Source organism: Mycobacterium sp. TH-M116 (assembly GCF_057473685.1).
Genome location: NZ_JBYCLC010000356.1, coordinates 1 through 21,651, shown reverse-complemented (window position 1 = coordinate 21,651; position 21,651 = coordinate 1). Strand labels below are relative to the sequence as shown.

21 protein-coding genes and 2 pseudogenes are annotated in these 21,651 nt (G+C 70.6%); 7 read left to right on the top strand and 16 right to left on the bottom strand.

The window, feature by feature from the left end:
- The coding region (locus tag AC2VOK_RS18285) for a peptidase M50 (RefSeq protein WP_428901734.1) at positions 1 to 591 on the top strand (591 nt) is incomplete at its 5' end.
- A 9-nt stretch (positions 592 to 600) separates the two neighbouring features.
- Positions 601 to 1,383 carry a site-2 protease family protein gene (locus AC2VOK_RS18280; RefSeq protein WP_428901733.1) on the top strand — a complete coding sequence of 261 codons (783 nt, stop codon included), beginning with the start codon at positions 601 to 603 and terminating at the stop codon, positions 1,381 to 1,383.
- A gap of 11 nt (positions 1,384 to 1,394) precedes the next feature.
- Here the strand turns inward: AC2VOK_RS18280 and AC2VOK_RS18275 are convergent, their stop codons facing one another.
- Positions 1,395 to 1,808, bottom strand: a complete 414-nt coding sequence (locus AC2VOK_RS18275) for a DUF3151 domain-containing protein (protein ID WP_428901732.1) — start codon at positions 1,806 to 1,808, stop codon at positions 1,395 to 1,397.
- Between the two features lie 116 nt (positions 1,809 to 1,924).
- Here AC2VOK_RS18275 and AC2VOK_RS18270 point away from each other — a divergent pair, with 116 nt between their 5' ends.
- Positions 1,925 to 2,722 (top strand): Rv0361 family membrane protein, encoded by a 798-nt coding sequence (locus tag AC2VOK_RS18270; protein ID WP_428901731.1) that lies wholly within the window; start codon positions 1,925 to 1,927, stop codon positions 2,720 to 2,722.
- Between the two features lie 66 nt (positions 2,723 to 2,788).
- Positions 2,789 to 3,475 carry a VTT domain-containing protein gene (locus AC2VOK_RS18265; RefSeq protein ID WP_428901730.1) on the top strand — a complete coding sequence of 229 codons (687 nt, stop codon included), beginning with the start codon at positions 2,789 to 2,791 and terminating at the stop codon, positions 3,473 to 3,475.
- Here the strand turns inward: AC2VOK_RS18265 and AC2VOK_RS18260 are convergent.
- Positions 3,456 to 4,586: a glycoside hydrolase family 76 protein gene (locus AC2VOK_RS18260; protein ID WP_428901729.1), complete on the bottom strand. Its 1,131-nt coding sequence runs from the start codon at positions 4,584 to 4,586 to the stop codon at positions 3,456 to 3,458. The two genes, AC2VOK_RS18265 and AC2VOK_RS18260, sit on opposite strands and share 20 nt — an antisense overlap.
- Positions 4,587 to 4,634: 48 nt before the next feature.
- Here AC2VOK_RS18260 and AC2VOK_RS18255 point away from each other — a divergent pair, with 48 nt between their 5' ends.
- Entirely contained in the window at positions 4,635 to 6,044 is a 1,410-nt protein-coding gene (locus AC2VOK_RS18255; RefSeq protein ID WP_428901728.1) for an ethanolamine ammonia-lyase subunit EutB, read from the top strand.
- Positions 6,041 to 6,763: pseudogene (gene eutC, locus AC2VOK_RS18250) on the top strand (ethanolamine ammonia-lyase subunit EutC); the annotation flags it as partial. The gene AC2VOK_RS18255 and the pseudogene eutC, both read left to right, overlap by 4 nt.
- Here eutC and AC2VOK_RS18245 read toward each other — a convergent pair.
- From AC2VOK_RS18245 to AC2VOK_RS18210, 8 genes are read right to left on the bottom strand one after another with little or no spacing between them, the layout of a single operon-like run.
- Entirely contained in the window at positions 6,747 to 7,967 is a 1,221-nt protein-coding gene (locus AC2VOK_RS18245; protein ID WP_428901727.1) for a vWA domain-containing protein, read from the bottom strand. The pseudogene eutC and the gene AC2VOK_RS18245 sit on opposite strands and share 17 nt — an antisense overlap.
- Positions 7,964 to 8,617, bottom strand: coding sequence for an SRPBCC family protein (locus AC2VOK_RS18240; protein WP_428901726.1), 654 nt, complete (start codon positions 8,615 to 8,617; stop codon positions 7,964 to 7,966). The genes AC2VOK_RS18245 and AC2VOK_RS18240 overlap by 4 nt, the downstream gene beginning before the upstream one ends.
- Before the next feature lie 13 nt (positions 8,618 to 8,630).
- The gene (locus tag AC2VOK_RS18235; protein ID WP_428901725.1) at positions 8,631 to 9,527 is read right to left on the bottom strand and encodes an AAA family ATPase; all 897 of its coding nucleotides are present in this window, start codon (positions 9,525 to 9,527) and stop codon (positions 8,631 to 8,633) included.
- The gene (locus AC2VOK_RS18230) at positions 9,524 to 10,294 is read right to left on the bottom strand and encodes an XdhC family protein (RefSeq protein WP_428901724.1); all 771 of its coding nucleotides are present in this window, start codon (positions 10,292 to 10,294) and stop codon (positions 9,524 to 9,526) included. Before AC2VOK_RS18230 ends, AC2VOK_RS18235 begins: the two co-directional genes overlap by 4 nt.
- Positions 10,295 to 10,353: 59 nt before the next feature.
- Positions 10,354 to 12,753 carry an aerobic carbon-monoxide dehydrogenase large subunit gene (locus AC2VOK_RS18225; RefSeq protein WP_428901723.1) on the bottom strand — a complete coding sequence of 800 codons (2,400 nt, stop codon included), beginning with the start codon at positions 12,751 to 12,753 and terminating at the stop codon, positions 10,354 to 10,356.
- On the bottom strand, positions 12,750 to 13,244 hold the full coding sequence (locus AC2VOK_RS18220) for a (2Fe-2S)-binding protein (protein WP_428901722.1): 495 nt from the start codon (positions 13,242 to 13,244) through the stop codon (positions 12,750 to 12,752). The genes AC2VOK_RS18225 and AC2VOK_RS18220 overlap by 4 nt, the downstream gene beginning before the upstream one ends.
- Positions 13,245 to 13,246: 2 nt before the next feature.
- On the bottom strand, positions 13,247 to 14,128 hold the full coding sequence (locus tag AC2VOK_RS18215; protein ID WP_428901721.1) for an FAD binding domain-containing protein: 882 nt from the start codon (positions 14,126 to 14,128) through the stop codon (positions 13,247 to 13,249).
- A 32-nt stretch (positions 14,129 to 14,160) separates the two neighbouring features.
- Positions 14,161 to 15,318, bottom strand: coding sequence for an XdhC family protein (locus tag AC2VOK_RS18210; protein ID WP_428901720.1), 1,158 nt, complete (start codon positions 15,316 to 15,318; stop codon positions 14,161 to 14,163).
- Between the two features lie 23 nt (positions 15,319 to 15,341).
- On the opposite strand from AC2VOK_RS18210, the gene AC2VOK_RS18205 reads away from it, so the two are divergent.
- A complete protein-coding gene (locus tag AC2VOK_RS18205) occupies positions 15,342 to 16,301 on the top strand; it encodes a LysR family transcriptional regulator (protein ID WP_428901719.1) in 960 nt (319 codons plus the stop codon).
- A 102-nt stretch (positions 16,302 to 16,403) separates the two neighbouring features.
- Here AC2VOK_RS18205 and AC2VOK_RS18200 read toward each other — a convergent pair whose 3' ends face one another.
- From AC2VOK_RS18200 to AC2VOK_RS18175, 6 genes and pseudogenes are all read right to left on the bottom strand, one after another.
- Positions 16,404 to 17,048: a TrmH family RNA methyltransferase gene (locus tag AC2VOK_RS18200; RefSeq protein WP_428901718.1), complete on the bottom strand. Its 645-nt coding sequence runs from the start codon at positions 17,046 to 17,048 to the stop codon at positions 16,404 to 16,406.
- Complete coding sequence (locus AC2VOK_RS18195; RefSeq protein WP_428901717.1) at positions 17,045 to 17,965, bottom strand: hypothetical protein; 921 nt, start codon at positions 17,963 to 17,965, stop codon at positions 17,045 to 17,047. Before AC2VOK_RS18195 ends, AC2VOK_RS18200 begins: the two co-directional genes overlap by 4 nt.
- A 235-nt stretch (positions 17,966 to 18,200) precedes the next feature.
- Positions 18,201 to 18,740 carry an orotate phosphoribosyltransferase gene (gene pyrE / locus AC2VOK_RS18190; RefSeq protein ID WP_428901716.1) on the bottom strand — a complete coding sequence of 180 codons (540 nt, stop codon included), beginning with the start codon at positions 18,738 to 18,740 and terminating at the stop codon, positions 18,201 to 18,203.
- Positions 18,727 to 19,421: pseudogene (locus tag AC2VOK_RS18185) on the bottom strand (SDR family NAD(P)-dependent oxidoreductase). Before AC2VOK_RS18185 ends, pyrE begins: the two are co-directional and overlap by 14 nt.
- A 52-nt stretch (positions 19,422 to 19,473) precedes the next feature.
- On the bottom strand, positions 19,474 to 20,361 hold the full coding sequence (ttfA, locus tag AC2VOK_RS18180; RefSeq protein WP_428901715.1) for a trehalose monomycolate transport factor TtfA: 888 nt from the start codon (positions 20,359 to 20,361) through the stop codon (positions 19,474 to 19,476).
- A gap of 129 nt (positions 20,362 to 20,490) precedes the next feature.
- On the bottom strand, positions 20,491 to 21,651 hold a 1,161-nt coding region (locus tag AC2VOK_RS18175; RefSeq protein WP_428901714.1), incomplete at its 5' end, for an AAA family ATPase.

The window sequence follows — 21,651 nt, the reverse complement described above, 5'->3', positions numbered from 1 at the left end:
GTTCCCGGACCGCTGCGCCGCTTACCCCTTCTTCGCCCCGAAAACCGGGCCGGCCTGGACGCCGCCGTCGGGCCGTACGGCCGGCTGGTGGTGATCGGCGCCGATGCCGACCTGGCCGCGCTGCTGACCGTTCTGATGCGCGCGGACCGGCTCGACGTCGAGGTCGCCTACGTGCCGCGCCGCCGCACGGCGGCGACCCGCGCCTACCGACTGCCGTCCGGGCGACGCGCGGCGCGGCGCGCCCGGCGCGGATCCGCGGCCCGGGTGCCCCTGATCCGCGACGACACGGGGTGGGTGATCGCGGGCCGGGCGCACTGGCTGCCGCCCGGCGACGGGGAGGCGTTGCACGGGGAGGCGGTGGTTGACGACACCGGGTTGTTCGACGGCGGGGTGGCCGGCTGCCAGGTGGAGCCGACGCGTGCGCTGCCCGGCCTGCGCGCCCGGGTACCGGGCCGCCGGTGGGTCACCGGGCGCGCGGCCCAGTTGGGCTGCACCGGGGTCAACGTGGTGCGCGACGGCGTGCCCGCGCCCCGCCCGGTCCGGCGATCGACGTTCTACCGCAACCTCGAGGGCTGGCTCGCCGTCCGATAGTTTCGACCGGTGAGCTTTCCCGCACGTTCGCACGAATCGGTGCGCCCCAGTCCCGTCTTCCTGGCCCTGCTGGCGGTGACGGCCGCCGGTGGCGTGCTGGCCTGGCTGGCCGGATCCAGCGTCCGGCCGCTGTCCTACGCCGGGGTGTTCGTCTTCGTGATCGCCGGGTGGCTGGTGTCGTTGTGTCTGCATGAGTTCGGGCATGCGCTGACCGCCTGGCGGTTCGGCGACCACGACGCCGCCGTGCGCGGCTATCTCACCCTGGATCCGCGGCGCTACAGCCATCCCGCGCTGTCGCTGGTGCTGCCGATGGTGATCATCGTGCTCGGCGGCATCGGCCTGCCCGGCGCCGCGGTGTATCTGCGCACGTGGTTCATGACCCCCGCCCGCCGCACCCTGGTCAGCCTGGCGGGTCCGGCCGCCAACCTGCTGCTGGCGGTGCTGCTGCTGACGCTGATCCGGCTGTTCTTCGACCCGGCCCACGCGGTGCTGTGGGCCGGCGTCGCGTTCCTGGCGTTTCTTCAGCTCACCGCGATGGTGCTGAACCTGCTGCCGATCCCGGGCCTGGACGGGTACGACGCCCTGGAACCGCATCTGAGCCCCGAGACGCAGCGCGCGGTGGCACCGGCAAAGCAGTACGGCTTTTTCATCCTGCTGTTCCTGCTGCTGGCGCCGGGCCTGAACCGCTGGTTCTTCGGGATGGTGCTGTGGTTGTTCGACTTCTCCGGGGTGCCGCACGTGCTGGTGGCGTGGGGAGACTCGCTAACCCGGTTCTGGAGCGCCTGGTTCTGACGGTTCTGCTGTTACAGCCCGAGCGCGTCGCGGGCCGCGGGGTCGCAGTCGTCGAGCAGATCCAGGCAGCGGGCGTACTCGTCGGTCTCGCCGATGGCGTCGGCGGCATGCGCCAGCGCCGCCACACACCGCAGGAAGCCGCGATTGGGCTCGTGGGCGTACGGCACCGGGCCGAAACCCTTCCAGCCGTTGCGGCGCAACTGGTCCAGGCCCCGGTGGTAGCCGGTGCGGGCGTAGGCGTAGGCCGTGATGGCCTTGTCCTCGGCCAACGCCTCCTCGGCCAGCGTCGCCCAGGCCACCGACGCCGTCGGATGGGCGGCGGCGACGATGCCCGGGTTCTCTTTGGCGAGCAGTTCGGCTTCGGCTTCACGGTCCCCCGGCAGCAGGACCGGATCGGGCCCCAGCAGATCACCCATCGACGTCATGGGTCCATTCTGCCGTTTCCCGTTTGCCCGCCGTCGCGCGCCTCGGCCGTGACGCCAACCGGGCTGCCGGGTCGCTAAGCTCCACACTATCCACTCGTAGGAGGACAGCAGCGCTCATGGTCAATCCGCCCGAGCCCAACCGCGAGCACCCGGTGGAACCCGGCGAGGAAGCAACCGAGAGCCACCCGGTGGTGCCCGACGACCCCGAGACCGAGACCGTCGTGATGAACAAGCCCGACCGGTCCGACTTTCCCGAGGCCGACCCGGCAACCCGGCAGCGCGAACGCCGCTTCACCGCGCCCGGATTCGACGCCAAAGAGACCACCGTGATGCCCACCACCTCCGAAGCCGCCACGGAGGTTTTCGCCGCGCCGGGCTCGGGTTCGGCCGGGCAGCCCGGTCAAAATTCGAAATCTGCTGTGCCACAATCGATTCCTCCGCGCCTCGGCGCGAAGTTGCGGCCGTCCCCGAACGTGAACTGGGGCTGGGTGCTGCTGCTCGTGCTGCTCGTGCTGGCCCTGGCGGCGATCGCGATCCTGGGCACCGTGCTGCTGACCCGCGGAAAACACTCGCAGGCCTCGCAGGAAGATCGGGTTCGGCAGACCATCCAGACCTTCGACGCCGCGGTTCAGCGGGGCGATCTGACAACGCTGCGCACACTCACCTGCGGGACAACCCGCGACAGCTATGTCGATTTCGACGAGCACGGGTGGGAGGAGACCTACCGCCGCGTCTCGGCGGCCGGGCAATATCCCGTCATCGCCAGCATCGACCAGATCGTCGTCAACGGCCCCCACGCCGAGGCCAACGTCACCACCTTCATGGCCTACGACCCCCGGCTACGCTCGACGCGCAGCCTGGACCTGCAGTACCGCGACGACCAATGGAAGGTCTGCCAGTCCGTCAGCGGCTAGCCCGGTGACCCGTCAGATCCCCGACTTGGCCGCCCGTGACGCGTTACGCCGGTATGTTGAGGAATCGTGAGCACAGCGGTGACGGCCCTGCCCGACATCCTCGACCCGATGTACTGGCTGGGCGCCGGCGGCGTCTTCGGCTCGGCCGTGCTGCCCGGGATCCTGGTGATCGTCTTCATCGAGACCGGGCTGCTGTTCCCGCTGCTGCCCGGCGAGTCGCTGTTGTTCACCGGCGGACTGCTGGCCGCGCATCCCCACCCGCCGGTGGACATCTGGGTGCTGGCGCCGTGCGTCGCGCTGGTCGCCGTGCTCGGCGACCAGACCGGCTACTTCATCGGGCGGCGCATCGGTCCGGCGCTGTTCAAGAAGGAAGATTCGCGGTTCTTCAAGAGGCACTACGTGACCGAGTCGCATGCGTTCTTCGAGAAATACGGCGCCTGGGCGGTCATCCTGGCCCGGTTCGCGCCGTTCGTGCGGACCTTCGTCCCGGTGATCGCCGGGGTGTCCTACATGCGCTACCCGGTGTTCCTCGGCTTTGACATCGTCGGCGGCATCGCCTGGGGCGGGGGTGCGACCCTGGCCGGCTACTTCCTGGGCAACGTGCCGTTCGTCCACCAGAACCTCGAGAAGATCATCCTGGCAATCCTGGTCGTCTCGCTGATGCCGGCTTTCATCGCCGCCTGGCGCGGCTACCGGGGCCGAAGAGGCGGTGCGCGGGAGGACCGCACGCAGATCACGGTCCCCGACCGGTGACGCGGCAGGCGGCCTCCATCAGCATCCACCCTGACAACTGCACCGACAGGTCCCGTTCGGCGACCCCCGAACCGCTCACGGCGCCGTCGGCGAACCGCGCCTGAGCCCCGGCCCCGGACAGCTCGGTGGGGATTTCCGCGTCGCGATCCCAGGACGGTCCGAACAGCGGCAGCCCGTCCACGGTCTGCCGGTAGTCCCACGCCGACTTCGCGCTGGCCAGCACGATGGTGCGGGCGGTGTCGCGGGCCGCGGCGTCGGCGGGGGCCTCGCCTGGCAGCGCGGTGGCCACCAGCGCGAGGTATCGGGCGGTGATACCGGCGAACAGGCCGCCGTCCCCACCGCCGGAGCCCTTGATCACCCCGGCCGGCGCCATGTGCTCGCCGACCGCAGCGACCAAGCGATGCACCCGCGGCGCGTGGCGGTCGTCGCAGGTGCGCGCGGCGAGCTCGGTTTCCAGCCCGAGCACGACACCCTGGCAGTAGGTGTACTGAGCCCGGACCAGCGAGCCGGACTTGACGCCGTCGAACACCAGGTGGGTCTCCGGGTCGATCAGCGTGCCCTCGATCCAGTCGGCCATCTGCTGGGCCCGCCGCAGCCGGTGCCCGTGGCTGTCCTGGCAGCGGGCCAGGAAGATCCCGGCCGGGCCGTTGGCGGGGGCGTTGAAGAACTGGTCCTGCTTGCGCCACGGAATGCCCCCGCCGTCCTCGGGTACCCAGGCCTTGACGAACTGGTCGGCGAGCTTGGGCAGTGCGCGCCGGCGCTGCACACCGGCCGTCTTCGCGGCGCGCTGCAGGGCCAGTGCCAGCCACGCCATGTCGTCGTAATAGCTGTTGGTCCACGAAAAGTTGTTGCGCAGCCGGTGGGTTCGGACCTGCCGGTCGATCCTGGTGCGCCGTTGCGGCTGCGGGTCGCGCAGCTGCGCGTCGAGGAGGCAGTCCAGCAGGTGGGCCTGCCACCAGTAGTGCCAGCTGCCGAACCACCGGTCGCGCCGCGTCGGCGGCCAGGCCACCACTCCCAGCTGGGTGCCCGGCAGTGCCCACAGCCGCTTCAGGTGTCGTTGCACCACAGCGGCTTCGGAGGTGGCGGCCCGGTTGACCCACAGCTGATCCATACTTGCCGATCCTGCCTCATCGCACCGAGGTGACCTACTGTTCACCAGATGAGCTACCGGCAGACCGTTTCGGGAACCACCTACACCTTCGACGGGCTCATCGACGTGCTGGCGAAGGCGACGCCCCTGCGTTCCGGTGACCAGCTCGCCGGGTGCGCCGCCGGCTCCGACGCCGAACGCGCCGCGGCCGCGTGGGTGCTCGCCGACATCCCGCTCGCGTCGTTTTTGTCCGACGTGGTCGTTCCCTACGAGACCGACGAGGTCACCCGGCTCATCATCGACGGCCACGACCGCGAGGCGTTCGGCCCGATCGCGCATCTGACCGTCGGCGACTTCCGGGACTGGCTGCTGGACAACGCATCTCGCGGTGACACCGCGGCGCGGCTGGCCGCCGTCGCCCCCGGGCTCACCCCCGAGATGGTTGCCGCGGTGTCGAAGATCATGCGCAACCAGGACCTGATCGCCGTCGCCGCCGCCGCGACCGCGACCGCGGCCTTCCGGACCACCATCGGATTGCCGCGCCGGCTGGCCACCCGGCTGCAACCCAACCACCCCACCGACGACCCCCGCGGGATCGCCGCCGCGATGCTCGACGGCCTGCTGTTGGGCTGCGGCGACGCGGTGATCGGGGTCAACCCCGCGACCGACTCACCGGCCGCGGCCTGCGACCTGCTGCACCTGCTCGACGACATCCGCGAGCGGTTCGCCATTCCCGTGCAGTCGTGCGTGTTGTGCCACGTGACGACCACCATGGAGCTGGTCGAGCGGGGAGCGCCCGTCGACCTCGTCTTCCAGTCGGTCGCGGGGACCGAGGGCGCCAACGCCGCCTTCGGCACCTCCCTGGCGATGCTGGCGGAGGCCAACGAGGCGGCCCGCTCGCTGCGCCGCGGCACGGTCGGAGACAACGTCATGTACCTGGAGACGGGGCAGGGTTCGGCGCTGTCGGCCGGGGCCCACCTCGGGGTGGGCGGCCAACCGGTGGACCAGCAGACCCTGGAGGCACGCGCCTACGCGGTGGCCCGGGCGCTGCAGCCGCTGCTGGTCGACAGCGTGGTCGGGTTCATCGGTCCGGAATACCTCTACGACGGCAAGCAGATCGTCCGCGCCGGGCTCGAGGACAACTTCTGCGGGAAACTCCTCGGCCTGCCGATGGGCGTCGACGTCTGCTACACCAATCACGCCGAGGCCGACCAGGACGACATGGACACGCTGCTGACCCTGCTGGGCGTGGCGGGTACCGCGTTCGTCATCGCCGTGCCGGGTACCGACGACGTCATGCTCGGCTACCAGAGCCTGTCTTTCCACGACGTGCTGTACGTGCGACAGGCGTTGAGGTTGCGGCCCGCGCCCGAATTCGAGGCCTGGCTGGCCGGACTGGGCATGGCCGACGCGCAGGGCCGGATCCTTCCCGTCGACCTCGCGACGTCTCCGTTGCGGGAACTGGCGGTCGGCCGGTGAACGACCTGTGGGCACCGCTGCGGGCCACCACGCAGGCGCGGATCGGCCTCGGGCGCACGGGCAACTCGCTGCCGACCCGGCGCGTGCTGGAGCTGCGGGCCGCGCACGCCGCGGCGCGCGACGCCGTGCACGACCCGCTCGACGTCGACGGCCTGGTCGCACGGCTGCGGGGCATCACCGCCGGCGGGGGCCTCGGCGAGCCGCTGCAGGTGCGCAGCAGGGCGGACTCGCGCGGCGAGTACCTGCGCCGGCCCGACCTCGGCCGCAGCCCGGACGACCTGTCGGGTCTGCCGAACACCACGGCGGACATCGGTGTCGTCCTGGCCGACGGGCTCTCGCCGCGCGCCCTGACCGACCACGCCGCGGGCGTCATCGAGGCGCTGCTGCGCGAGTTCGGCGGCCGCTACCGCCTCGCCCCGCCGGTGATTGCGACCCAGGCCCGCGTGGCGCTGGGCGACCACATCGGTCAGGCTCTGGGCGTCGCAACGGTTCTCGTGCTCGTCGGTGAGCGCCCGGGCCTCTCGGTCGCCGACAGCCTGGGCATCTACCTGACACACCGCCCGGCGCCCGGGCGCACCGACGCCGACCGCAACTGCATCTCCAACATCCATCCGCCCGACGGACTCGACTACGCGGCGGCCGCGGCGATCACCGCCGCGCTCGTCGCCGCGGCCCGCGAACTCGGCCGCTCGGGCGTCGCCCTCAAAGACACAACGCGACCAGCAACCGGCGCAGCCCGGTCAGTGAGTGCGCCGGCAGGAACAGATCGCAGTACGGCAGCGCCGCGGCCATCGAACCCGCCAGCGGCTCGAAACCGGCCTGCGCCGCACGCGGATTGAGCCAGGCCACCACGGCGGCACGGCGACGCAGCCGGGCCATGGCGTGCGCGAGGACGTCGGGGGGATCGGCGTCCCAGCCGTCGGAGGCGATGATCACGACCGCGCCGCGCAGCGCGTTGCCGTGCCCCGAAAGACCGGGCGCCAGCAGAGCCGCGACGCTGCGGCCCACGAACGTGCCGCCGTAGCGGTCGGTGACCGTCGCGTTGGCCCGCTGCAGCGCCACCTCGGCCGAGCGGTGCGACAGCACCGCGGTCAGCCGAGTCAGCGACGTGGAGAACGCGAACACCTCCGGGCGGATCCCGCCCCGGCGCACGCCACGCCCCTTCGCCAGGGCCCGCATCAGGTGCAGATACATCGCCGCGTAGGGCCGCATCGATTGGCTCACATCGCAGACCAGGACGACCCGGCGGGGCCTGCGCCGCGGCCGGGTGCGCGCCAGGGTGAGCGCCTCGAAGCCGGTCTTGCGGGAGGCGTTCATCGTGGCGCGCAGGTCGATGCGCTTACCGGCGGGGCTGGGTTCGAACCTCATGCTGCGCCGCCGCGGCCAGCGCCCGGCTGTCTCCTCGATCCAGGAGCCCAGCAACCGCAGGTCGTGCGCATCGAAACGGTCGAACGGTTCGTCGGCGCGCGCGGCGATGCGGCTGGGCAAAATCTCGGGCACCAGGACATGCGCACCGCCCGGGTCGTCATCGTCGTCGCCGCCCGTCGTGGTCCGCATCGCCCAGGGCAGGCCCTGCGCGGCGCCGGGCCGGGTGTCGGCGGCCCGTGCGGTGCCGGCTTTACGCGTCGACTGGGATTGTCCAGCAATCGAACTGGTGGCGGGTTCGGCGTAGCCGGCGCCGAACACCGCCGCGAAGACCGCGTCGAAGGCGCCCAGGTCCTCGGCCCGGTTGACCAGTGTCAGCCGGGCCGCCCAATACAGCGAAGACCCGGTGCGGGTGCCCAGCAGCCGCAACGCCTGCACGAAACTCGATGGGCCGTCGGCGGACACGTGCACCCCGGCCTCCCGCAGCCGGGCCACCACGGCGGCCGAGAAAGCCGCCAGATCGACGCCCCGCAACAGCGCCGGGCCAGCCGTGCTCATCGGGACCGCTGACGCCTCCGGCCCATGATCCAGATCAGCACCAGCACGGCCAGCACCGCCGCCGCCGCCGCACCGTACTTCTTGAGCTGGTCGCCGCCGGCCAGCTCGAGAAGGTCGATGGGCTCGGGCTCGGCGGCGGGCAGCGCATGGGCGGCGGTGGGGGCCGGCGCGGCCGCACCGTTGGTCGGCGGTATCGCCGGCGCGCTCTCGGCGGCCAGCTTGGCCTCCAGCGACTCCACGAACTGGCCCAGCAACTTCTCCGACACCTGCTGCAGCATCCCGCTGCCGAACTGGGCCAGCTTGCCGACGATCTTCAGGTCGGTGTCGACGGTGACCTCGGTGCGGTCGCCCTCCTGGTGCAGCTGGGCGGTGACCGTGGCGGCGGCGTTGCCCGTTCCCCGCATCTCCTTGCCCTTGGCGTCGATGACGGCGCGATACTGGTCGCGGTCCTGCTCCACGAAGCGCACCTTGCCGCTGAACTCGCTGGTCACAGGGCCGACCTTGACCTTGACCTTGCCGGAGTAGTCCTCGCCTTCGTGGCCGGTGAACGCGGCCCCCGGCATCAGCGGGATCACCTGTTCCAGGTCGCACAGCACGTCCCACGCCTTGTCGATGGGCGCGCTGACGGTGAACCGGTTGTCGATCTTCATGCTGCGGATCCTCTCAGGTGGGGCTGCACTCGGTGAAAGTTTCGTACGCGGAGCGAATCTGCGCACGGTCGTCCGGCGTCTTGGCCAGCGTCCCCAGGCTGGCCAGTGCCGACCCGACGGTGTCGGGCGCGGCCAGGTCCGCCACGCCCAAGGCGACCAGCGCAGCGACCCAGTCGATGGTCTCGGCCACTCCGGGCGGCTTGTCCAGGTCGTGTTCCCTGGCTGCGCGGACGAACTGGGCTGCGCTTTCGATCAGTGCGGCGCCGGCCCCGGGCACCGTGCGCCGGACGATGGCGGCGGCGCGAGCCGGCTCGGGGTAGTCGATCCAGTGGTAGAGGCAGCGGCGGCGCAGCGCGTCGTGCAGGTCGCGGCTGCGGTTGGAGGTGAGCACCACGATCGGCGGGCACTCGGCGACGAAGGTGCCCAGCTCGGGCACCGTCACCGAGGACTCGCCGAGGAACTCGAGCAGCAGCGCCTCGAATTCGTCCTCGGCGCGGTCTATTTCGTCGATCAACAGCACCGGTGGCCGCGGGCCGCGGTGCCGCACGCAGCGCAAAACGGGCCGGTCCACCAGATAGGTCTCGGTGTAGAGATCCCTTTCGTCGATCCCCTTACCGCTCGCCTCGGCCAGCCGGATGGACAGTAGCTGGCGCTGGTAGTTCCAGTCGTAGAGTGCCTCGTGCGCGGTCAGGCCCTCGTAGCACTGCAGCCGGATCAGCGGGGTGTCCATCACCGCGGCAAGGGTTTTCGCGGCCGTGGTCTTGCCGACCCCGGGCTCGCCCTCCAGCAGCAGCGGCCGGCCCAGCGTGACCGCAAGATAGATCGCCGATGCGGTCCCGACGTCGAGCAGGTAGTCCCGCGCATCGAACCGGCCGACGACGTCGCCGGGGCTCTCGAAGACCGCCGTCATGCGCCGGAGTGGCCCGCGGAGACCGCCGTGGGGTGGGGGCCCGGGCCGCGGGCGCCGCGGACGCCGGCGATGAGCTCGGCCGCGATGGAGATCGCGATCTCCGGCGGGGTCTTGGCGCCGATCGGCAGACCGACCGGGGTGTGCACGCGAGCCCGCTCGTCCTCGGAGAGGCCGAGCGAATCGAGGATCGAGGCGCCGCGCACCCTGCTCGCCACCAGACCGATGTAGCCGACGCCGTGATCGAGTGCGGTGCGGATCATCTCGGCTTCCGGGCCGCCATGGCTGGCGATCACCACCGCGGTCGGGGCGGAGGTGGCGTCGGCCGGGTCGGCGTCGGCGTCGGCGCGCACGTCGTACCCCAGGACCGTGCACACCCGGACCAGCGCGTCGGCGATCGGCGTGGCGCCGTGGATGCGGATCAGCGGGGACGGCAGCTTGGGCGTCAGGAAGATTTCCAGCGACCCGCCGGACAGGCATGGGTTGACCACCACGCAGGCGCCCGGCGCCTCGGGGAAGTGCACATCGCCGTCGGGCAGCACCCGCAGCAGCACGCTCTCGTTCGTCTGCAACGCGCCCAGCGCCGCCTTGCGGACCGAGTTCTGCGCACACTGGCCGCCGACGAAACCCTCGATTGTGCCGTCCGCCAGCAGGATCGCCTCGTCACCGGGGTAAACCGAGGTGGGCGGCTGGGCGCGCACCACGGTTGCGTGCACGAACGGCGTCCGTGCCGCGAGCAGCTGCTGGGCCCGTTCGCCGATGATGGTCATCCGCTGATTGCGCCCCTCATCCTCATCGCTCGTTCCTCGCTCTGCATCGTCACGGCGCGTCAGATGGGTGGCCTCGCCCTTCCCTGCATCGCCTCCCACACCCGCGACGGCGTCAACGGCATGTCGGCGTGACGAACCCCGAACGGCGCCAACGCATCCACCACCGCATTCACCACGGCGGGCGGGGACCCGACGGTCGCCGACTCACCGATCCCCTTCGCGCCGATCGGGTGGTGCGGCGACGGTGTCACGGTGTACCCGGTCTCCAGGTGCGGCACCTCCATGGCGGTCGGGATCAGATAGTCCATCAGCGAGCCACCCAGGCAATTGCCGTCGTCGTCGAAGGCGATCCATTCCATCAGCGCCATCCCGATGCCGTCGACGACGCCACCGTGCACTTGCCCCTCGATGATCATCGGGTTGATGCGGGTGCCGCAGTCGTCGACCGCCAGGAAACGCCGCACCTTGACCACAGCGGTGCCGGGATCGACATCCACCACGCAGAAGTACGCGCCGTAGGGATAGGTGAGATTCGAAGGGTTGTAACACACTTCGGCGTCCAGCCCACCCTCGAGCCCCTCGGGCAGATCACCGGCCCCGTGCGCGCGCATCGCGATGTCGGCGATCGTCACCGACGCCGACCGGTCGCCCTTGACGTGGAAAGACCCCTTCTCCCACTCCAGGTCGGCGACGGAGACCTCGAGCATGCCCGAGGCGATGATCTTCGCCTTGTCGCGCACCTTGCGGGCCACCATCGCCGCGGCCGCACCCGAGACCGGGGTCGATCGGCTGCCGTAGGTGCCCAGCCCGAACGGGGTCTGGTCGGTGTCGCCGTGCACGACGTCGATGTCGTCGGGCGGGATACCGAGCTCTTCGGCGACGATCTGGGCGAACGTGGTCTCGTGTCCCTGCCCCTGGGTCTGGACCGACAGGCGCACCACGGCCTTGCCGGTCGGGTGCACGCGCAGTTCGCACCCGTCGGCCATGCCCAGGCCCAGGATGTCCATGTCCTTGCGCGGGCCGGCACCGACGGCCTCGGTGAAAAACGACATCCCGATGCCCATCAGCTCACCGCGGGCGCGCTTCTCTTTCTGCTCGGCCCGCAGCGCGTCATAGCCGAGCATGTCCATTGCCTGGCGCAGCGTCGTCTCGTAGTCGCCGGAGTCGTACACCCAGCCGGTCTTGGTGGTGTAAGGGAACTGCTCGGGGCGCAACAGGTTTCGCAGCCGCAGCTGGGCGGGATCCATCTTGAGTTCATAGGCCAGGCAGTCCACCATCCGCTCCACCAGGTACACCGCCTCGGTGATCCGGAAGGAGCACGCGTAGGCCACCCCGCCGGGCGCCTTGTTGGTGTACACCCCGGTCACCCGCGAGTACGCCGCTTCCAGGTCGTAGCTGCCGGTGAACACCCCGTAGAAGCCGGCCGGGTACTTCGTCGGCGCGGCCTGGCCGTTGAACGCGCCGTGGTCGGCCAGCACATTCGACCGCACTGCGAGGATTTTGCCGTCCTTGGTGGCCGCGATCTCGCCCACCATGATGTAGTCGCGCGCGAAGCTGGTCGAGGTCAGGTTCTCGCTGCGGTCCTCCATCCACTTGACCGGCTTGCCCAGCACCAGCGAGGCCACGATCGCGCACACATAGCCGGGGTAGATCGGCACCTTGTTGCCGAAGCCGCCGCCGACGTCGGGGGAGATCACCCGGATCTTGTGTTCGGGCAGACCGGCAACCAGCGCGTAGAGGGTGCGGTGCGCGTGCGGGGCCTGCGAGGTGGTCCACAGCGTCAGCTTGCCGCTGACCGGGTCCAGATCGGCCACCGCGCCGCAGGTTTCCATCGGTGCAGGATGCACGCGCGGGTAGACCATCTCCTGCGTGACGACGACGTCGGCGCGCGCGAACACCGCCTCGGTGGCCGCGGCGTCGCCGGTCTCCCAGTCGAAGATGTGGTTGTCCTTCTTGTTCTCGAGGTCGCTGCGGATCACCGGCGCGGACGGGTCCAGCGCCTTGCGCACGTCGACGACCGGATCCAGGGGGTCATAGTCGACGTCGATCAACTCCAACGCGTCGCGGGCCGAATACCGGTCCTCGGCGACGACGAACGCGACCTCCTGGCCCTGGAAGCGCACCTTGTCGGTGGCCAGCACCGCCTGCACGTCGTTCGACAAGGTCGGCATCCACGCCAGGCCCTTCTCGGCCAGGTCGGCGCCAGTGACGACCGCCTTGACCTTCGGGTGGGCCAGGGCCGCGGAAACGTCGATGCCGGCGATGCGGGCATGGGCGTACGGCGAGCGCAGGATCGCCAGGTGCAGCATGCCCGGCAGCGCGACGTCGTCGACGTAGGTACCGCGGCCGCGGATGAAGCGGGGATCCTCCTTGCGCAGCATCCGGCCGTAGCCACAGGGCTTCTGGTCGTTGTCCGCGGTGTCTTCCGGTGAGGGGGGCCGTGATTCGGTCGTGGTCATGATCCCGCCTCCACCGCCTGCGCCGCGCTGTGCTTGGCGGCCCACTGGATGGAGCGCACGATCGTGGTGTAACCGGTGCACCGGCAGATCTGGCCGGAGATGGCCTCGCGGATGGTCTCCTCGTCGGGGTCTGGTTCGCGGTCGAGCAGGGCGCGGGCGGTGATCATCATGCCCGGTGTGCAGAAGCCGCACTGCAGCCCGTGGCAGCGCATGAACCCCTCCTGCACGGGATCGAGCCGGCCGTTGACGCCCGGACCCGCCAGTCCCTCGACGGTGCGCACGGCATGACCTGACGCCATGACGGCCAGCATCGTGCACGACTTCACCGGCACGCCGTCGACGTCGACCACGCAGGTTCCGCAGTTGCTGGTGTCGCAGCCCCAGTGCGTGCCGGTGAGCCGCAGGTGATCCCGCAGGAAGTGCACGAGCAGCATTCGGGGTTCGACGTCAGCGGTGACCTGTTCGCCGTTGACGGTCATGGTGACCTGCATGGTCAGTCACTCCCTTGGTCGCCGACCCGCTGCGCCGCCGTGCGCAGGGTGCGGATGGTCAGTTCGCCGGCCAGGTGCCGCTTGTATTCTTCGGTGCCGCGGATGTCGGTCACCGGTTCGCAGGCCAGTGCGGCACGTCGGCCCGCCTCGGCGAAAGTCTCCTCGGTGGCCGGCCGGCCCGCCAGCGACGCCCCGAGTTCGGCCAGCGCGTCGTGATCGGGGTTGACCGCGGTCAGGCCGACCCGAGCAGCGGCTATCGTCGCTCCGTCGAGGGTCACGGCCGCCCCCGCCGCCGCCACCGCCCAGTCGCCCACTCTGCGTTCCACTTTTGCGTATGAACTGGACGTGTTGTGGCGCAGTGGGATTCGAACTTCGACCAGTATCTCGTTGGGGGCGAGCGTGGTCTCGTAGGGACCGGCCACGAATTCGCCGATCGGGATCTCGCGCTCACCCGCCGGTCCGCGGGCCAGGCACACCGCGTCCAGCGCCAGGCACACCGTCGAGAGGTCCTCGGCCGGATCCGCCTGGCACAGCGAGCCGCCCAGCGTGCCGCGGTTGCGGACCACCGGGTCGGCGATCACCCGTTCGGCGTCGCGGAAGATCGGGCACACCGCGGCCAGGTTGTCGGACTCCAGCAGCTCACGATGACGGGTCATGGCACCTATGCGGACCAGCGTGGGGTCGGTGATCACGTAGCCGAGTTCGAGCGCCAGGTCGTTGATGTCGATCAGGTATTCGGGGTTGGCGATCCGCAGTTTCATCATCGGCAGCAGGCTGTGCCCGCCGGCGACCACCCGTGCGCCCTCCCCCAACCGATCCAGCAGACCGATGGCGTGGTCGACACTGGTCGCGCGTTCGTATTCGAAGGGGCCGGGTACTTGCATGCGCCACAGTGTCAACCCGCCTCCCCGGGGCGTCAATAGCGAGTTAAGGGATCCCTGAACTGGTCCTTGAGCTCGGCGTCGTGGTGGATTCGCCCGGCGCTCCGGCCCAGCGGCAGGCCTCCGCCGCCCCAGCGCCTGGCGATGATGTCGGCGGCGATCGAGACCGCGGTCTCCTCCGGGGTGCGCGCGCCGAGGTCCAGCCCGATGGGGCTGGCCAGCCGGCTCAGCTCGGTGTCGGTGAGCCCGACGGCGCGCAGCCGGCTCATCCGGTCGTCGTGGGTGCGCCGCGATCCCATCGCGCCGACGTATCCGACGTCCAGGCGCAGCGCCACCTCGAGGACCGGGACGTCGAACTTGGGGTCGTGGGTCAGCACACAGATCACCGTGTCGCGGTCGAGGGCGCCCGCCGCCGCCTGGGCGGCCAGATACCGGTGCGGCCAGTCGACGACGACCTCGTCGGCCGAGGGGAAGCGGGCCCTGGTGGCAAACACCGGGCGCGCGTCGCACACGGTGACCCGGTAGCCCAGGAACGACCCCTGCCGGGCCAGGGCGGCGGCGAAGTCGATCGCGCCGAACACCAGCATCCGCGGCGGCGGCGCATTGCTCAAGACGAAGACCTCCATGCCGTCGCCCAGACGCTGGCCGTCGGGACCGTACTCGAGGACCGCGCAGCGGCCCAGCGCGAGCAGGCCGCGGGCGTCGTCGGTGACCGCGGCGTCGGCGCGCGGCGCGCCCAGCGACCCGGACACCGAATCGGGTCGCACCACCATGCGACGGCCCACCCAGGTCGCGTCCGGGTGGGCGATGACGGTCGCGACCGCGACGGGACGCCCCGCGCCGATGTCGTCGGCGATCGACCCCAGTTCGGGAAATGTTGCCCGCGAGACCGACTCGATGAAGACGTCGATGACGCCGCCGCAGGTCAAGCCGATCTCGAACGCGTCGTCGTCGCTGACCCCGTAGCGTTCCAGTCGCGGTGTCCCCGTCCGCGCCGCCTCGGTGGCCAGCTCGTAGACCGCGCTCTCCACGCAGCCACCCGACACCGACCCGGTCGCCGAGCCGTCGGGCGCCACCAGCATCGAGGCGCCGGGCTGCCGCGGCGCCGACCTCATCGTGCGCACGACGGTGCCCAGACCCGCAGTCCGCCCGGCGCGCCAGATGGGCATCAGCTGAACAAGCACTTCCCGCACGGGTTCCAACGTAGGCTCATCCCATGACTCCGGCTCAACTTCGGGCCTATTCGGCGGTGGTCCGGCTGGGATCGGTGCGAGCCGCGGCCGCGGAGCTGGGCGTCTCCGATGCGGGGATCTCGATGCATGTCGCGGCGCTGCGCAAGGAACTCGACGATCCGTTGTTCACGAGAACCGGTGCGGGGCTGGCGTTCACGCCGGGCGGGCTGCGGCTGGCCAGCCGCGCGGTCGAGATCCTGGGCCTGCAGCAGCAGACCGCGATCGAGGTCACCGAGGCCGCGCACGGGCGACGGCTGCTGCGGATCGCGGCGTCGTCGGCGTTCGCCGAGCACGCCGCGCCGGGCCTGATCGAGCTGTTCTCGTCGCGGGCCGACGACCTGTCGGTGGAGTTGAGCGTGCACCCGACCAGCCGCTTCCGCGAGCTGATCTGCTCGCGGGCGGTGGACATCGCGATCGGCCCGGCCGGTTCGATCGGCTCGGACGAGACGCTCTTCGTACGGCCCTTCCTGAAATATCAGATCATCGCCGTCGTCGGGCCGAAAAGCCCTTTGGCCGTGAGCGTTCCCACACCGGCATCGCTGCGCGCACAGCAGTGGATGCTAGGGCCGTCGGCCGGCGGGGTGGACGGTGAGATCGCGGCCATGTTGCGCACCCTGGAGATTCCGGAGTCCCAACAGCGGATCTTCCAGAGCGACGCCGCCGCGCTGGAGGAGGTGCAGCGGGTGGGCGGGGTCAACCTGGCGATCGGCTTCGCGGTGGCCAAGGACCTCGCGGCCGGGCGGCTGGTGCACGTGAAAGGCCCCGGCCTGGAACGCTCGGGCCAATGGTGTGCGGCCACACTGGCGCCGGCGGCCCGCCAGCCCGCGGTGTCGGAGCTGGTGCGATTCATCACCACCCCGCGGTGCACACAGGCGATGATCCGCGGGTCCGGCGTCGGGGTGACCAGGTTCCGGCCGAAAGTGCACGTCACGCTGTGGAGTTGAGGGCGATTCCTTGGCGTTGAGGGTGAAGCCATGGCGGTAAAATCGCCGCCGAAATCGCGCCATGGTTTCACGGCGAAAGCCACCGGTTCACACTCGAAGTGCTCACCAGGCGTGCGTGAAATCGGTGTGCTGGCGGATCCAGGCGTGCATGGCGATCCCGGCGGCCACCCCGGCGTTGATGCTGCGCGTCGAGCCGAACTGGGCGATCGACACCGTGACGGCCGCGCCGGCGCGCAGCTCGTCGGTGATGCCGGGGCCTTCCTGGCCGAACGCGAGCAGGCACTCCCGCGGTAGCGTGGCCTGTTCCAGGCGCACCGAACCCGGGACGTTGTCCACCGCCACGACGCTCAGCCCGGCGCCCGTCGCGAACTGAAGCAGCGCGGCACTGCTGTCGTGATGCCACAACCGCTGGTAGCGGTCGGTCACCATGGCGCCGCGGCGATTCCAGCGGCGCCGCCCCACGATGTGCACGGTGTGCACCGCGAAGGCGTTGGCGGTGCGCACCACCGAACCGATGTTGGCGTCGTGGCCGAAGTTCTCGATCGCGACGTGCAGCGGGTGGCGGCGCCGGTCGATGTCGGCGATGATCGCCTCCCGCGTCCAGTACCGGTAAGCGTCGACGACGTTGCGGGTGTCGCCGTCGCGCAACAGGATCGGGTCGTAGCGGGGGTCTTCGGGGAGCTCACCGGGCCACGGTCCGACACCGGTGGCCGGTCTTCCCCACTCGGTGGGCCCGGGGTCGTTCATCGCTGAGTCCACACACCGGCGTGGGTGCCGTCGATCGCCACGGTCGCGTAGAGCAGCGCCTCGTTGATCTCGCCCTGGGTGCACAACGAGGCGTCGACGCGCACCGCGTCCAGCGAGGCGTCGGGCAGGATCAGCACCGACGACCCGTACACCGAGCAGGCCGGATTGAGCCCCGGGGCGGGCAGCGTCGGCGAGGCGAGCAGCATCATCGGGCCGCCCCGCGTGGCGGAGTCGTCGCGGTAGCGCTCGGCGAGGGCTTCGGCCTGCAGCCCCAGCAGCATGTAGCCGTTACCGGTGAACGCGGCCGGGTCACCGAGTTGCGCCCGGGTCACCGGGGTGCCGTCGGCGCGCCAGGCCGACAAAGTGATCGTCTTGACGACCAGGCCGGTGTCGTTGGCGTTGGTCGGCATCAGCCCCACCGGGAATGCGGCCGGGTAGGCCACCGACGTCTTGGGGATGCGGTCCCGCGGCGAGTAGGCGTACACGCCGCGGACCTGGCTCCGATCCTTCAGCGGCCCAAGACAAACCGTGCCGGTGAGCCGGTCGCTGGGCGCCGAGAGCGGCGAGGGGATCTGGCGCCCGCTGCGCAGCGCGCTGTCACAGCTGCCCAGCCCGGTGGCCTCCAGCGGGTGCGCCAGCGCACCGTAGAGCCCGAAGCGGATGTCGCCGGGTTGGGCGTGGGGGTTTTCGGGCGACGCGACGCCGGCGTCGACGTCGATCAGCACGTAGTCCTCGGCGAAGCGCAGGTTCGACACCCCGATGTTCCAGCCCAGCAGCGCCAGCGACTCGCCGAGCCGCGCCCCCCGGGCGCCGTAGGGGCTCACGGGATGGGTCGAGCCCGAACAGCCGGCCAGACAGGAGACAAGGACGAGCAGAGCGCTCGCGACGAGCTTCAGCGGCCGTAATCTACAGCGCATCGGTCACATTCGCTACATTCTCCATATTCTCCATATTCTCCACATGGGCCACATGGGCCACATGGGCCACATTCTCCACATGGGCCACCGGCCGGAACGGTCGACGTTTTGCCCACCTCACAGCGACAAATCGGGATGCGAGTGAATTGTCGCTGTGAGGTGGGCAAAACGATCACCGCCCGCGCCAGAGGCCTGTGCGGCTGATGTGACAATTGGCGCATAGCCCGCTCGCCGCCTAGCCCAGCCCCAGATCGGCAAGGCCCAGCACGCTGCGGTACAACAGCCCCTCCGCACGAATGGCCTCGGCGGCGCCGGTGGCGCGGTCCACCACGGTCGCGACGCCGACCACCTCGCCGCCCGCCTCCTGGACGGCATGCACCGCCGTCAGCGCCGAATTACCCGTGGTGCTGGTGTCCTCCACCACCAGCGCCCGCCGCCCGGCGACTTCAGAGCCCTCGATAAGTCGTTGCATCCCATGGGTTTTCGCTGCCTTACGGACGACGAACGCGTCGATCGGACGCCCGGGTGCGTGCATGACTGCCATCGCCACCGGGTCGGCGCCCAGGGTCAGGCCGCCGACCACCGCGTAGTCCCAGTCGCTGGTGAGCTGCCGGACCAGGTTGCCGATCAACGCGGCGGCCCGGTGGTACAACGTGGCGCGGCGCAGGTCGACGTAGTAGTCGGCCTCTGTGCCCGACGACAGCGTGACCCGCCCGTGCACCACCGACAGGCGCCGGACCAGCTCGGCCAGCTCCGCGCGGTCAGCTTCGTCCACGGCCGCCCCCGACCCGACCGGCCGCCACGCGCACCAGGTTCCGCGGAATCATCCGCCCCGCCGCCACGAGCGCCTTGTACTGCAGTCCGGGAACGCTGACCACTTTGCCGGCGGAGACGTCGGCGAGGCTCTTGTCGACCACGTCGTCGACCTCGAGCCACAGGAACGGCGGCAAACTCGCCATGTCGATTCCCGCCCGCTCGTGGAATTCGGTGTACACGAGCCCCGGGCACACCGCGTGCACCCCGACCCCGGTGCCCTGTAAGCCTCCGGCCAGGCCCTCACTGAAGGACACCACCCAGGCCTTGGACGCCGAGTAGGTCGACCCCCGCCCGGACTGGGGGTACCTCGTGCTTGCGGGGGACAGACCCGCCACGCTGGCCACGTTGATGATGGTGCCCGCGCCGGCGGCGAGCATCGCCGGCAGCGCGGCCCGGGTCAGCTGCATCACCGCGGTCACGTTGACGCCGAGCTGCGCCTGCAGCAGCGTGAGACCGGTCGTCCAGAACTCGCCGGACGTGCCGAATCCCGCGTTGTTCACCAGCACTCGCCCTCCCCGGCGAGCCGGTCGACGTCGCGGGCGACCAGGACCGAGTCGTAGCCGTCGGCGGCGTAGCGGCGGGCGTACCCGGCGCCGATCCCGGAGGTGTGCCCGGTGACCAGGACTACGGGACGAGGCATGAGCGACATCATAGTGACGGGGCCCCGACCGACCGGCACCCGTGGGGCGCGGTCAGCGCTGGTAGTTGGGGGCCTCGCGGCCGTTGACCGGTGGCGGCGGGCGACGTGCACCCTCGGCACGGCCCTCCGTGCGGCCCTCCGTGCGGCCCTCCGTGCCGCCCTGCTCGCGGCGCACGGGTTCCGCGTCGCGCCGGCCCGCCTCGCCGATCAGCCCGGCCACGTCGTGCTGGGCGCGCCTGGGCGGCAGTTCCCCGCGACCGGCCGGCATCAGCGGACGGCTCGGCGCGGCGCTACGCAGCCCCACGGCCGCCGGCTCCTGGGCGTCCTCCTGCGGCAGCGGCGGCAACACCCTCAGTAAATCGTTGAACTGACGCACGGTGCGCAGACCCTCGTCCCACTGGGCGCGGGTGCTGGCGATCGGCATGGCGACCAGCGTCCAGTTCTGCTCGTTCCACATGATCTCGGCGCAGTCGGGCGCGGTGTGCGCGAAGGTGACCATGCGCCGATCGCAGGCCCGCCGGGCCGCGTCCAGGTTCGTCGAGTACACCATCCGCGGCCCGATCGCGCCGAGCAGCCAGATGTCGTTGTCCCGCGGCTCTTTGAGTCCCTTGAGCCGCAGGTCCACCACGACGTTGGTGCCCACCTTGCGGTGCAGCGCGATCACCGTGGCCACCTCTTCGAGGTCGAAGATGTAGACGGCCTCACCGCGGATCTGCCCCAGGACGACGTTGTGAGCGGAGACATCGCCCACCGTCGACATCACCCCGCGCTTCCAGCGCCGCAGGATCTCGCTCGATTCAGGCTCGTAGTCGAACCCGTGCGACCGCGCCCACGACTTGCGGCGCCGGCTGCGACCGCGCCGGCGATCGACGTCGACGTACAGCAGCACGCCCGCACCGACGAAGCAGAGGGCGGAAAGCGTGAACCAGAGGGGGACCATCCCCAGTAGGGTATCTGTTCTTCGCCCGGAGTGGACAAACCGAGCAGGTCACAACCGGGCATCAGGCTCATGACGGGTCCGTGTGCCGCGCCGCAGGTCCAGTTCTGAGGCTGCCCGTGCGCGGAGAACTCAGCCGAGGGTCAGCGAGTCGCCGCCGGGGCTGACGTCGACCGGGACGGTGTCCCCGTCGTGCACGTCACCGGCCAGCAACATCTTGGCCAGCTGGTCACCGATGGCCTGCTGCACGAGCCGGCGCAACGGCCGGGCGCCATAGACCGGGTCGAACCCGCGCTCGGCCAGCCACTTCTTGGCGGCATCCGACACCTCCAGCTGCAACCGGCGCTGAGCCAGCCGCTTGGCCAGCTGCGCCAACTGGATGTCGACGATGGCCACCAGCTCACCGGGCTGCAGGCCGTGAAAGACGATCACGTCGTCGAGCCGGTTGATGAACTCCGGCTTGAACGCCGAGCGCACCGCGGCCATCACCTGCTCCTCGCTGCCACCCGATCCGAGGTTGGACGTCAAGATCAGGATGGTGTTGCGGAAGTCGACGGTGCGACCCTGCCCGTCGGTGAGCCGGCCCTCGTCGAGCACCTGCAACAGCACGTCGAACACGTCCGGGTGGGCCTTCTCGATCTCGTCGAACAGGATCACCGTGTACGGACGACGCCGCACCGCCTCGGTCAGCTGACCGCCCTGGTCGTAGCCGACGTAACCGGGAGGGGCGCCGACCAGGCGGGCCACCGAGTGCTTCTCGCCGTACTCGCTCATGTCGATGCGGACCATGGCGCGTTCGTCGTCGAAGAGGAATTCCGCCAGCGCCTTGGCCAGCTCGGTCTTGCCGACACCGGTCGGCCCGAGGAACATGAACGACCCGGTCGGCCGGTTCGGGTCGGCGACACCGGCCCGAGAGCGCCGCACCGCGTCGGAGACCGCCGTCACCGCGTTCTTCTGCCCGATGACGCGCCGGCCCAGCTCGTCCTCCATGCGCAGCAGCTTGGCGGTCTCGCCCTCGAGCATGCGGCCGGCGGGAATGCCGGTCCACGCCGACACCACGTCGGCGATATCGTCGGGCCCGACCTCCTCCTTGAGCATCACGTTGTCGCGGGCCTCGGCGTGCGGCAGCGCGGCGTCGAGCTTCTTCTCCACCTCGGGGATGCGCCCGTATCGCAGCTCGGCGGCCTTGGCCAGGTCGCCGTCGCGCTCGGCGCGCTCGGACTCCCCGCGCAGCGATTCCAGCTGCTCCTTGAGGTCGCGGACCACATCGATCGCGTTCTTCTCGTTCTGCCA